Origin of the sequence: Delftia sp. 11MD, from assembly GCF_050907895.1 — a bacterium.
GTDB lineage: Bacteria > Pseudomonadota > Gammaproteobacteria > Burkholderiales > Burkholderiaceae_C > Comamonas > Comamonas tsuruhatensis.
In genome coordinates this window covers 1,121,495-1,133,395 of sequence record NZ_CP194333.1, presented here as the reverse complement: position 1 = coordinate 1,133,395, position 11,901 = coordinate 1,121,495, and the positions used below count along the sequence as shown (strand labels likewise).

Sequence of the window (11,901 nt, the reverse complement as noted above, 5' to 3'; positions counted from 1 at the left end):
TCGTCTGCCTACTCGGGCTCCACGCCCTGGCGCACGGCCTGCTCGACCACCTCGCGCGTCAGCGTGGGCACGAAGGTCTCGATGAAGGCATAGGCATAGCCGCGCAGCCAGGCGCCCTTGCGCAGGCCCAGCCGCGTGGTGTTGACCTCGAACAGGTGGCCGGCGTCCAGCGTGCGCAGGCCCTGGTCGCGCTCGGCATCCAGCGCCACCGAGGCGACGATGCCCACGCCCATGTCCAGCTCCACATAGGTCTTGATCACGTCGGCGTCCATGGCCGTGAGCACCACGTCGGGCTCCAGGCCCTCGCGCGCAAAGGCCTCGTCGATGTGGGCGCGGCCCGTATAGCCCTGCTCGTAGGTGATGATGGGAAAGCGCGACAGCGCCTCCAGCGTCAGCGCCTGCTGCGACTGCAGCAGCGGGTGGCCGGGCGGCACGACCACGCCGTGCGTCCAGCGGTAGCAGGGCAGCGCCACCAGGCCTTCATAGCCGGCCAGCGCCTCGGTGGCCACGCCGATGTCGGCCTCGCCGCTGCGCAGCATCTGCGCCACCTGCTCGGGCGAGCCCTGGTGCAGGTGCAGGCGCACCTGCGGATAGCGCTGGCGGAAGTCGCGCACCACATGGGGCAGCGCATAACGGGCCTGCGAGTGGGTGGCGGCAATCGACAGCCGCCCCTGCTCGCTGGCGCTGAAGTCGGCGCCCACGCGGCGCAGGTTGTCGGCCTCCAGCATCAGGCGCTCGACGATGGGCAGCAGCGCCTCGCCGGGCGGCGTCAGCCCGGTCAGCCGCTTGCCTGCGCGGATGAAGATCTCCACGCCCAGCTCTTCCTCCAGCTCGCGGATCTGACGGCTCACGCCAGGCTGGGAGGTGTGCAGCGTGTGGGCCACCTCGGTCAGGCTGTAGCCGCGGCGCACGGTTTCGCGCACATAGCGCAGTTGCTGGAAGTTCATGGGCAAGGCTCCGCCCGGGGCCGGTGCGGCCCGGGCCTGTGGAAGGCAAAAGCAGAAAGGGAAGAGAGAGGGGGACGGCGAGAGGCTTTCAGGCCGAACAGGCCACGGCCGGCTCATCCGGAGCATCGGCCGCTGCCTCGCGGGGCAGCTCCAGCAGCTCGATCAGATTGCCTGCGGGGTCGCGCGCATAGCAGCGCCGGCCCTCGCTCACGGGCGCCACCTCCAGCGCCAGGCAGCCGTGTACCAGCAACTGCTGGCGCAGCGCATCCACGTCGCTGACCGTCAGCGCCAGGTGCACCAGGTTGCCCGCCGCGCGCTCGGTGCCGCCGGACTGCCCCTTGTAGGGCACCAGATCAATGCGCTGCCCGCCGGCCAGAAAGCTCAGGCCCGGACGCCCGGCAACGGTCAGGGCAGACAGGCCCAGCACTTCGCCATAAAAGCGCTCCATGGCCGCCTGGGCGCGCGCCGGAAAGGACAGCTGGACATGGTGGACGCCACAGACGATGGCCACGCCAGGCTTCATGGCAGTGCGGCCGGCAAGAGGGGAAGGCCAGGCGGGGCGTGTGGTGTGGGTCATCGAAGCATCTCGGAAAAGAATCAGCAGCCCGAATGCTGCTGCAGGCCATTGTCGAGACAAGTCGAAAAAACCAAAAATAATAAAAATTCAGTCTGTTATTTCCAAATCATCTCAAGAGATCGAACGCCGGTGGTCGGCACGGCGCGCCAGCCATTCGCCGCCGAACTGCAGCACCGACACCAGGGCCACCAGGATGACGATGACCTCGAACATCACACGCGTCTCATAGCGCTCGTAGCCGTAGCGGATGGCCAGATCGCCCAGGCCGCCCGCCCCCACGGCGCCCGCCATGGCCGAGGCATTGACCATGGCGATCACGCTCACGGTCATGCCGCCGATCAGGCCCGGCAGCGCCTCGGGCAGCAGCACCTGGCGCACGATCTGCGGGCGGCGCAGGCCCATGGCGCGCGCCGCCTCCACCAGGCCGCCGTCCACTTCGCCCAGGCTCACCTGGGCGATGCGCGCAAAGAACGGAATCAGGTTGGCCGACAGCGGCACCACCGCCGCCCAGGTGCCCAGCGTGGTGCCCACGATGGCGCGCGTCACCGGCAGCAGGGCCACCAGCAGGATGATGAAGGGAATGGCCCGGCCGATGTTCACCGCCGCCGACAGCCCCCGGTACAGCCGCGGCCTGGCATAGAGCCCGCCCGGCGCCGTGGTGTGCAGCACGATGGCCAGCGCCAGCCCGGCAACGATGGCGATCAGCGAGGACGCGCCCGCCATCAGCAGGGTTTCCAGAAAGGCCTGCAGGTATTTATCGAGCGGGGGCAGGGACATGGCCAAGCAGTTGCAGTGAATCGGCGCCCAGCGCCTGTTGAAGGGAAGACAGCGCGTCCGGCGAGAGCGGGGAGAGCGACGAGGGCAGATCCTGCACCGGCACGCCCACCAGCAGGCGGCCCTGCGAACGCCCGCGCATGCAGTCCAGGCCACCCTGCAACAAACGGGCACGCGGGCCCAGCACCTGGAGCTGCGCCAGCGGCAGGCCCTGCTGGCTGCCGCCGTCGGCCCATCCGATGGCCAGCACGGCGACGGCCTCCGGGCCATCGGCCGCCGCCACCAGTTCCAGGTCCGCCGCCAAGGCCTGCCGCAGCGGCCGCAGCAGCGCACGCGCAGCCTCCGAGCGCGGTGCCGCAAACAGCTTCCAGACCTCGCCGATCTCCTGCAGCCGGCCCTGGTCCAGCACCAGCACGCGGTCGCAGACCTCGCGGATCACGGCCATGTCGTGCGTGATGAGCACGATGGTCAGCCGCAGCTTGCGGTTGATCTCGCGCAGCAGCTCCAGGATGGACTGCGTGGTCTCGGGGTCCAGGGCCGAGGTGGCCTCGTCGCACAGCAGGATTTCGGGCTCGTGCACCAGCGCGCGCGCAATGCCCACGCGCTGCTTTTGCCCGCCCGAGAGCTGGGCCGGGTAGGCGCCGCTCTTGTCCGCCAGCCCCACCAGGGCCAGCAGCTCGTCCACCCGCGCGCGCACGAGCGCGGGCCGCCAGCCTGCGGCCTGCAGCGGCAGGGCCACGTTCTCGTACACCGTGCGCGAGGACAGGAGGTTGAAGTGCTGAAAGATCATGCCGATGCGCCGGCGCAGCGCCACCAGCGCGTCCTCGTCCAGCGTGGCGACATCGGTGCCGTCCACCAGCACGCGGCCACTGCTGGGCCGCTCCAGCGCATTGATGGTGCGCAGCAGCGTGGATTTGCCGGCGCCGCTGCGGCCGATGATGCCGAACACCTCGGCACGCGACACCTCGAAGCTCAGCGCCTGCAGTGCGTGCACGGGCTCGCCCGCGCTCCTTCCCGCGCCCCTGCCCGTTCCCGGGTAGTGCTTGCGCACGCCCTCGAAGACGATGTGCGGCCGCTGCAGCGCATCGATTGCATGGGGCTCGCCGGCCGCCGCCTGTTCCATCTTCATTGCCTTACACGCCTCAGAAGGCCGGCAGCACCGATCCCTGGTACCTGCTCACGATGAACTGGCGCACGGGCTCGGACTGGTAGGCGCGCAGCAGGGCCGCGACCCAGGGTGCAGCGCGGTCGCGCTCGTGCACGGCAATGATGTTCACGTAGGGATTGCGCTCGCGCCTTTCGACGGCAATGCCATCGCGCGTGGCGATCAGCCCGGCCTGGTAGGCAAAGCTGTTGACGATGGCCGAGGCATCGAGATCGTCCAGCGAGCGCGCCAGCACCACCGAGGCCGCCTCCACCAGCTGCACCTTCTTCTGGTAGCTGGCAATGTCAGCCAGGCCCGCCGTGCCCTTGAAGGGGTCGAAGCCCTCGCGCAGCTTCAGGATGCCCTGGTCCTGCAGCACCACCAGCGCGCGCGTCTGGTTGCTGGGATCGTTGGGAATGCCCAGGCGCGCGCCTGCGGGCAGGTCGGCCAGGCGTTTGTGCTTTTTCGAATAGAAGGCGATGGGCGAGATGTAGGTGTCGCCGGCCGCCACCAGCCGGTAGCCGCGCTGCTGGTTCTGGTCGCGCAGGAACGGCACGTGCTGGAAGGAGTTGGCCTCGATGTCGCCGTTGTTCAGCGCCTCGTTGGGGCTGGCCGCGCCGCTGATGACCACGGGCTTGACCTGCAGCCCCTGCTCGCGTGCCACGCGGGTCACCACCTCCCAGATTTCCTCGTCCACGCCGCCGCGCACGCCCACGCGCAGCGGGCCGGCCTGCGCGGCCCGGATGGCGCCTGACATCGCCGCCACCGAGGCCCCCGCCGCCAGTCCCCGCAGAAATACTCGCTTGTCCATCGCACAGTCCTTTCAAGAATCAATAGGCACCAGGGTGCAGCTCACGGCCGGCCGCGCGGGCCTGGGCCTGCAGGCGGGCGAAATGCTCGGGATAGAAGCGCTGGGCCACATCCAGGTGGGAGCGCACGCGGCCCTTGAGCGCGTTCTCGCCCACATGGCTGAACAGCGGGTTGTCCGGGTCGCTCTGCGGCCCCGTGGCCAGCACGGCCAGCTCGGGCGGCAGGGTCAGCAGCGGGACTTGGCCCAGGTCCAGGCGCGGCGCCAGGAAGTAGGCGATGGAGTAGCGCTGCACGCCCGCGCGCGGCACCAGCACGCGATGCACGTTGGCGCGCAGATAGCCGTTGGTGGCCAGCTCCAGCATCTCGCCGATGTTGATGACGAAGGCCCCGTCGCGCGGCGGCACATCGACCCAGCCGGCCGGCGTCTCCACCTGCAGCCCGCCCACCTCGTCCTGCAGCAGCAGGGTCAGCAGGCCGCCGTCCTTGTGCGCGCCCACGCCCTGGCCTGCTGCGCCCAGCTCGCTGCCCGGGTAGTGGATGATCTTGATGCGGTGCGCAGGCAGGCCGCTGACCAGGGCGTCCAGCGCGCCCTCGGGCAGCTGCAGCGCGGCCACGAAGTGGCGCAGCAGCTCCAGCGCCACGCCATGCGCTGCCGCCTGCCAGGCCAGCACCTCCTCGCGGAACCCGGGCAGGGCCTGCGGCCACTGGTTGGGGCCTTGCAGCCCCTTCCAGTCCGGCACGCCGGGGCCTGCGGGAATCTCGGGCGACTCCTCGCCCAGGTCGATCTGCTCGCGCTGGTCGGGCCGCTGGCGCGTGATCTCCATGCCCACGGCCGTATAGCCCCGGAAGTGCCGCGTGTTGGCAATGGCCAGCGCCTGCTTGTCCGCCAGCGGCAGCGCAAAGAATTCGCGCGCGCGCCGCTGTATGCCCTGCCATGCGTCCCGGCCTATGCCGTGCCCTTCCAGGTAGAAGAAGCCGGTGTCGCGCGCCGTGCGCGCCAGCTGGCGCAGCGCCTGGGCCTGCGTGGCCGGGTCGCGCAGGGCCTGCAGATCGATGACGGGCAGGGCCGAGGTTGCCGCTGTGGCGGCGGGCGCTTCGAGGGTGGAGGCTGTCAAGGTGCTCATGCTGTGCTGCCAGGGAAGTGGGAAGGAAGGGGCGCTCAGGCCGCCAGGCGCTGATCGCGGTCTTGCTCGTGGTCTTGTTCGCGGTCTTGTCCGCGTTCGGCAGCCAACACCGCATGGCCCTGCGCCTGCTCCAGCGCCTGTTCCAGATCGGCCAGCAGGTCCTGCGGGTGCTCTATGCCGATGGACAGGCGCACCAGCCCGGGCGCAATGCCCACGCGCGCCAGTTCCTCGTCGCTGAGCAGGCTGTGCGTGGTCTCGGCAGGAATGGCGGCCAGCGACTTGCTGTCGCCGATGTTGACCAGGCGCAGGAACAGGCGCAGCGCGTCATAGAAGGCGCGCGCCGCCGGGCGGCCGCCGCGCAGCTCGAAGCCCAGCAGCGCCGGCACATGCCCGCCGCGCAGCTGGCGCAGGGCCAGCGCGTGGTCGGCGTGGCCGCTCTGGCTGGCGTGGTGTATGCGCTCCACCAGCGGATGGCGCTGCAGGAAATCGATCACGGCCAGCGTGTTGCGGCTGGCGCGCTCCTGGCGCAGGCCCAGTGTCTCCAGGCCCTGCAGCAGCAGGAAGGCGCTGTGCGGCGCCAGCGCCGCGCCGCAGTTGCGCAGCAGCACGGCACGGGCCCGCGCGATGAAGGCGCGGTCGGGAAATTTCTCGGTGAAGACAAAGCCCTGGTAGGCCGGCTCGGGCGCGCTGAACTGCGGGTAGCGCCCCGCGTGCGCCACCCAGTCGAAGCGGCCGCTGTCCACAATCAGCCCGCCCAGCACATTGCCGTGTCCGCCGATGGCCTTGGTGGCCGAATGCACGACGATGTCGGCGCCCCAGTCGAAGGGCCGCAGCAGCAGCGGCGAAGCCACGGTGTTGTCCACCACCAGCGCCACGCCCGCCGCATGGCTGATATCGGCCAGCTGGCGCAGGTCGGCCATGCCGCCCGATGGATTGCCCACGGACTCCACGAACACGGCCTTGGTGCGCGGCCCTATCGCCCGGCGCAACGCCTGGAAATCATCCTTGGCCACGGCCGTGCTCTGCACGCCGCGCGAGGCCAGCACATGGGCGATGAAGTTGTGCGTGCCGCCATACAGCTGCGAGGCCACGACCACATGGTCGCCCGCACTGGCCAGCGTGGCCAGCGCCACATCGATGGCGGCCATGCCCGAGGCCAGGGCCAGCGCGGCCACGCCGCCTTCGAGTGCCGCAATGCGCTGCTCCAGCACCGCCAGCGTGGGGTTGGCCGTGCGCGAGTACACATCGCCCTCCTCCACCAGGCCGAACAGGTTGGCGCCGTGCTGGGCGCTGTCGAACACGAAGGAGGTGCTCTGGTAGATGGGCACGGCCGCGCTACGCTGCTGCTCGCGCCCCCGGTAGCCGGCGTGCAGGGCCTGGGTGTCCTGCTGCCACAGCGCATCGCTGGCTGCGTCGTGCGGGGCGGACTCGGTGCCGGTCGCTGAGGTCATGCATGGACTCCGTATGAGTGGTCGATGCAGCCCATTATTCGAAGCCCGCGCCCTGCGCACTACGAAGAAAAACGCGTTCGCTTATTCGGTTTGCGCATGTCGCCGGGCCGCGCCCTTCCTAGTTGCCACGCACATATGGATGCGCGTTTTGCGTCGTTGGAAACACGGCACCCAGCGGACAGCATCGGCAGTCCCGAAACTGCTTTGGAGGGAGTTCCATGACCCGCAAGACCCAGACCGAGATCAACAGGACCCAGGACAGCCGCTGCGCCCATGGCGCCGATTGCGGTGCTTTCGGGGCGCTCGATGCTCCCGAGGCGACCGAGCCCTCGCTCTCGCGCCGCACCCTGATCCGCGCCGGCGCCGCAGCCGGCGCGCTGGGATCGGCCGCCTGGTTCAGCGGCCGCGCCGGGGCGCAGCCGCGCCAGAAGATCACCTTTGCCTGGAGCCAGGCCAGCTTCTGCCATTCGCCCATTCCCGTGGCGCTGGAGCGCGGCTTTTTCGAGCGCAACGGCCTGGATGTGGAACTGCTGAACTGGGGCGGCTCGGCCGACCAGTTGCTGGAGGCGCTGGCCACGGGCAAGGCCGATGCGGGCGCGGGCCTGATCCACCGCTGGATCAAGCCGCTGGAGGCGGGGCTGGACGTCAAGCTCATCGGCAGCGTGCACGGCGGCTGCCTGCGCCTGGTGGGCCTGAAGTCGGCCGGCGTCACGCTGGACCCCAGCACGCTCAAGGGCAAGACCATCGGCGTGGCCGACCTCAACAGCCCGGCCAAGCAGTTCTATTCCATCCACCTGGCCAAGCGCGGCCTGGATGTGGACAAGGACATCGAATGGCGCGTCTACCCGGCCGACCTGCTGGATGTGGCCGCCAAGAAGGGCGAGATCCAGGCCATTGCCGACGGCGACCCCAATCTCTACCTGATCGAAAAGCGCAACCCCGGCACCTTCCTCGAACTGGGCAACAGCGCCAAGAACGAGTACGCCGAAAGCATTTGCTGCGTGATCGGCGCAGGCGCAAAGTTCGCCCGGGCCAACAAGCCCGCAGCGGCCAGCGTGGTGCGCGCGCTGACCCAGGCCTCGGACTACATCGCCGAGAACCCCAATGAAACGGCGAAGATCTTTGCCAAGTACTCGCCCAAGGTGCCTGTCGAGGACCTGCAGCGCCTGCTGGCCGAGCTGACCTTCAAGCACCATCCGCACGGCAAGCCGCTGCGCGACGAGGTCCAGGCCTTTGCGGCCGACTTCCGCACGGCCGGCGTGCTCAAGAAGCAGACCGACCCTGGCCGCTTTGCCAGCCACATCACGCTGGACGTCCTCGCATGAGCACCGCAAGACCACGCTGGCGCCTGGGCGCCACGGATGCCGCACCCGGCCTGGAACGGGAACAGGCGCAGGGCACGCGCAAGCCCGGCCCCTGGCGCACCGGCCTGCTGGCCGCCGCCGCCTGGGCCGGCCTGGGCATGCTGACCCTGCTGTGGCCCAACAAGGAGATCGGCTTCAGCGAATGGGCATTCACGCAGGAATTCGGCATTGCCGCCCTGGCCGTGGCCCTTTTGCTACTGGCATCGGCCGTGCTGCCTGTGCGACCCGTACGGGCAGCACGGCGCATCGACCGCTGGCTGCGCCCGGCCGGTGCCTGGCTGGTGGCCGCGCCGCTGCTGCTGGCGCTGTGGGAGACGCTGACGGCCAAGCTCGGCGCGCTGCCGCCGCCGTTCTTCGCGCCACCGCAAAGCCTGATCGACGTGGTCCATGAGGACTGGCAGCGTCTGGGCCTGTCCACGCTGTATTCGCTGCGGCTGCTGCTCAACGGCATCGTGTTCGGCGCGGTGATCGGCTTTCTCACGGGCGTGTGGATAGGCTGGTCGCGCATCGCAGGCTACTGGGTGCATCCGCTGCTGCGCTTCCTGGGGCCGGTGCCGGCCTCGGCCCTGCTGCCGCTGGCCTTTTTCTTCGCGCCGTCGAGCTACTCGGCAGCCGTGTTCCTGGTGGCGCTGGCCACGTTCTTTCCGGTGGCCGTGCTGACCTGGTCGGGCGTGGCATCGGTCAGCAAGAGCTACTACGACGTGGCGCGCACGCTGGGCGCATCGCCCTGGTTCCTGGTGCTGCGCGTGGCCATCCCGGCCGCCCTGCCCCAGGTCTTCGTGGGCCTGTTCATGGGGCTGGGCGCCTCGTTCTCGGTGCTGATCACGGCCGAGATGATGGGCGTCAAGGCCGGCCTGGGCTGGTATCTGCAGTGGGCCCAGGGCTGGGCAGCCTACGCCAACATGTACACGGCGCTGCTGGTCATGGCCGTGCTGTGCTCGGGCCTGATCACGCTGCTGTTCACCGTGCGCGACCGCACGCTGTCGTGGCAGAAGGGAACCGTCAAATGGTGATTGCCGCAGAACACGCCGCCAACGCCGCAGCCACGCCCGCCATCGCCGGGGCGGCCCTAGCCGGGGCGGCCCTAGCCGGCGCGGCCATCGATGTGCAGGCCGTCAGCCACTGGTTCGGCCAGGGGCAGGGCGCGCTGCAGGTGCTCGACGAGGTCAGCCTGCAGGTGCGGCCCGGCGAGTTCGTCGCCCTGCTGGGCCCCAGCGGCTGCGGCAAGTCCACGCTGCTGCGCCTGGTGGCCGGGCTGGACGCGCCCACGGCCGGCGCCGTGGCGCAGGACGGCACGGCCATCACCGAGCCCGATCCCTCACGCATCGTCGTCTTCCAGGACCCCACGCTGTTTCCCTGGCGCACGGTGCGCGGCAACGTGGCCCTGGGCCTGCAGGCACGCGGCCTGCTGGACAGCCAGTCCCACCGCATCGACGAGGCCCTGCGCCTGGTGGGACTGGAGGATTTCGCGGACAGCCATCCCCACCAGCTGTCGGGCGGCATGGCCCAGCGCGCGGCCCTGGCGCGCGCCCTGGTCAACGACCCGCGCCTGCTGATCCTGGACGAGCCGCTGGGCAAGCTCGACTCGCTGACACGGCTGGCCATGCAAAGCGAGATCCTCAAGATCTGGCAGCGCGCAGGCTTTTCCGTGCTGCTGGTCACCCACGATGTGGAAGAGGCCCTCTTCCTGGCCCACCGCGTGCTGGTCTTCAGCCAGCGGCCCGCCCGCATCGTGGCCGAGATCGATGTGGACCTGCCCTACCCGCGCCAGCGCGGCCACGCCCGCCTGTCCGAGCTGCGCCACGAGGCCCTGCGCCACCTGGGCCTGGACCAGACCTGGTAGCGCCCGCCTCCGATGCAACGCAGCGACTCCCCCGACTGGCTCAACCCCTTGATCGGCGCCATGCAGCAGGCCCAGGTCGGCCTGCTGCAGCTGCTGCACGGCCTGGGCCTGGCCGGCACGGTGGATGGGCAGCCCGCCTGGCCCTGGGCCCTGCGCCTGTCCGGCGAAAACCTGGTGATCGACCTGGGCCAGGCCCGGGGCCTGCTGTGGTCGCTGGCGGCCGTGGTCACCGCCATCGTTTTGCTGGTGCTGGCCCTGGCGCTGGTCCTGGTGCTGCGCCGCATCCGCCTGCCGGCCCTGGTGCTGACCGCGCTGGCCGCGCTCGCCCTGCTGCTGGCCCCCTGGCCGCGTGCCGACCTGATCCTGGTGCCCGCGCATGCCACCAGCTTCCATGCCTCGCCCACGGGCTTCAGCGTGGAGAGCATTGCGCGCGGCAGCGCGGTCTATGCCCAGCACTGCACGGCCTGCCACGGTGCCGATGGCCGGGGCCACGGCCCGCTGGCCGCCAGCCAGCCGGTCTGGCCCCCCAACTTCACCAGCCCGCTGCTGTGGCGCCGCGCAGATGGGGAATTGCTCTGGGCCATCCTTCATGACCGCCGCCCCGTGGAGTCTGGCGACGGCGCACGGGCACACGGCCAGGCCGACCGGCTGTCCAGCGACGACGCCTGGGCCCTGATCGACTTCATGAAGGCTCGCGCCGCAGGCCAGATGCTGCAGATCGCCGGCAGCTGGCCCTATCCCGTGGGACTTCCCGACATGGCCGTGCAGTGCGCAGGCCAGCCCGCACGCCGCCTGAGCACCTGGCAAAGCCGCCAGCAGCGGCTGAGGGTGGTGGCAGGCAGCGGCCCGGTGCAGGAAGACCCGCGCCTGGTCAGCCTGCAGCTGTCACCCGATGGCGGCAACCGCGCCGCCAGCGCCCTGGACTGCACCGTCAACGACCCGCGCGCCTGGCAGGCCATGGCCCTGCTCAGCGGCTCGGAGCAGCTGCAGGGCATGCAATGGCTGGGCGACCGCAGCGGCTGGCTGCGCGCGCTATCGCGTCCGGGCGCCCAGGGCTGGTCGGAGGACGACCTGGTCTGCCGCACGGACACGGTGGCCGAGGCCACCTCCGGCGCTGGCGCAGTGGCCGATGGCCTGAGCGCGCTGATTGCACGCATGGACGCCGAGCCCGTGCGGTTCATCAAGGGTGGGTTTGTGCATTGAGTTGTGCATTGATCAGGGCCATCCCGGCCTGGCATGCAGTTATCGTCACCGCGCTGGCGGCCACTGGCGCGCGGTGTGCACCAGAGCCAGCACCCAGACCGTCGTGCCATTGATCTCATAGACAAGGCGGTAGCTTCCATGGGGAATCAGCTCGCGCGTGCCGGCAATCCTGCCCGTTTTGCCCATCTTGGGATACGCGGCCAACCGGGCCGCTGCGTCGCTGAAAAGCAGGTCCATGCGCAAGGCTGCGCGAGGATTGTCAGCTGCGATGTAGTCCCAGATATCGGCGCGATCCTGCTGCGCCTGCGGCGTCCAGATGACTTTCACGCACGGTCTGCCGCAACCTGACGGCGCCGGGCAGCGAACTCGGCCTCGACTTCCTCATTCGAGCGGCCAAGTCCAGCGCGCATGGAGGCACGTCCCTCCTCGACCTTGCGCTGAAGATAGCCGTCATATTCGCGGGCCTTGCGGCGCTGCTCAATGTAGCCGCGCATCAACTCCCGCATGACCTGAGATGCGGGCCGGTCCTCGCCTGCGGCTTCGGCCATGAAGTCTTCGCGCAGCTCGGCTTCCAGTTTCATGGTGAAAACGGCTTCCTTGGGCATGATCCACTCCTGTGAAGATACCAACAAAGTATATACAACGTCAGTACCAAACACTCCAG

General features: G+C 69.7%; 13 protein-coding genes. 4 read left to right on the top strand and 9 right to left on the bottom strand.

Annotation, left to right across the window (positions count from 1 at the left end):
- Positions 1–8 precede the first annotated feature (8 nt).
- The 7 genes from ACRSCF_RS05120 to ACRSCF_RS05090 form a co-directional block, all read right to left on the bottom strand.
- Positions 9–947 (bottom strand): CysB family HTH-type transcriptional regulator, encoded by a 939-nt coding sequence (locus ACRSCF_RS05120; RefSeq protein WP_013800726.1) that lies wholly within the window; start codon positions 945–947, stop codon positions 9–11.
- 88 nt (positions 948–1,035) lie between these two features.
- Positions 1,036–1,524, bottom strand: a complete 489-nt coding sequence (locus ACRSCF_RS05115; RefSeq protein WP_432675243.1) for a VOC family protein — start codon at positions 1,522–1,524, stop codon at positions 1,036–1,038.
- Between the two features lie 111 nt (positions 1,525–1,635).
- On the bottom strand, positions 1,636–2,301 hold the full coding sequence (locus ACRSCF_RS05110) for a methionine ABC transporter permease (protein ID WP_013800725.1): 666 nt from the start codon (positions 2,299–2,301) through the stop codon (positions 1,636–1,638).
- Entirely contained in the window at positions 2,279–3,427 is a 1,149-nt protein-coding gene (locus tag ACRSCF_RS05105; RefSeq protein ID WP_432675240.1) for a methionine ABC transporter ATP-binding protein, read from the bottom strand. Before ACRSCF_RS05105 ends, ACRSCF_RS05110 begins: the two co-directional genes overlap by 23 nt.
- Before the next feature lie 13 nt (positions 3,428–3,440).
- A complete protein-coding gene (locus tag ACRSCF_RS05100) occupies positions 3,441–4,253 on the bottom strand; it encodes a MetQ/NlpA family ABC transporter substrate-binding protein (protein WP_012207412.1) in 813 nt (270 codons plus the stop codon).
- Positions 4,254–4,272: 19 nt separating this feature from the next.
- Complete coding sequence (locus ACRSCF_RS05095) at positions 4,273–5,376, bottom strand: isopenicillin N synthase family dioxygenase (RefSeq protein WP_034364518.1); 1,104 nt, start codon at positions 5,374–5,376, stop codon at positions 4,273–4,275.
- A 35-nt stretch (positions 5,377–5,411) separates the two neighbouring features.
- Positions 5,412–6,827 (bottom strand): O-acetylhomoserine aminocarboxypropyltransferase/cysteine synthase family protein, encoded by a 1,416-nt coding sequence (locus ACRSCF_RS05090; RefSeq protein ID WP_052151648.1) that lies wholly within the window; start codon positions 6,825–6,827, stop codon positions 5,412–5,414.
- Between the two features lie 218 nt (positions 6,828–7,045).
- On the opposite strand from ACRSCF_RS05090, the gene ACRSCF_RS05085 reads away from it, so the two are divergent.
- The 4 genes from ACRSCF_RS05085 to ACRSCF_RS05070 are packed head-to-tail and all read left to right on the top strand — an operon-like array spanning position 7,046 to position 11,237.
- Complete coding sequence (locus ACRSCF_RS05085; RefSeq protein WP_034364516.1) at positions 7,046–8,152, top strand: ABC transporter substrate-binding protein; 1,107 nt, start codon at positions 7,046–7,048, stop codon at positions 8,150–8,152.
- A complete protein-coding gene (locus tag ACRSCF_RS05080; RefSeq protein WP_244387837.1) occupies positions 8,149–9,204 on the top strand; it encodes an ABC transporter permease in 1,056 nt (351 codons plus the stop codon). The genes ACRSCF_RS05085 and ACRSCF_RS05080 overlap by 4 nt, the downstream gene beginning before the upstream one ends.
- Positions 9,198–10,034 (top strand): ABC transporter ATP-binding protein, encoded by an 837-nt coding sequence (locus ACRSCF_RS05075; protein ID WP_034364515.1) that lies wholly within the window; start codon positions 9,198–9,200, stop codon positions 10,032–10,034. Before ACRSCF_RS05080 ends, ACRSCF_RS05075 begins: the two co-directional genes overlap by 7 nt.
- A gap of 12 nt (positions 10,035–10,046) precedes the next feature.
- On the top strand, positions 10,047–11,237 hold the full coding sequence (locus ACRSCF_RS05070) for a c-type cytochrome (protein ID WP_016450922.1): 1,191 nt from the start codon (positions 10,047–10,049) through the stop codon (positions 11,235–11,237).
- A gap of 45 nt (positions 11,238–11,282) precedes the next feature.
- Here ACRSCF_RS05070 and ACRSCF_RS05065 read toward each other — a convergent pair whose 3' ends face one another.
- Positions 11,283–11,564, bottom strand: a complete 282-nt coding sequence (locus tag ACRSCF_RS05065) for a type II toxin-antitoxin system mRNA interferase toxin, RelE/StbE family (RefSeq protein WP_034364513.1) — start codon at positions 11,562–11,564, stop codon at positions 11,283–11,285.
- Positions 11,561–11,842, bottom strand: a complete 282-nt coding sequence (locus ACRSCF_RS05060; RefSeq protein ID WP_016445493.1) for a hypothetical protein — start codon at positions 11,840–11,842, stop codon at positions 11,561–11,563. The genes ACRSCF_RS05065 and ACRSCF_RS05060 overlap by 4 nt, the downstream gene beginning before the upstream one ends.
- Between the last annotated feature and the right edge of the window lie 59 nt (positions 11,843–11,901).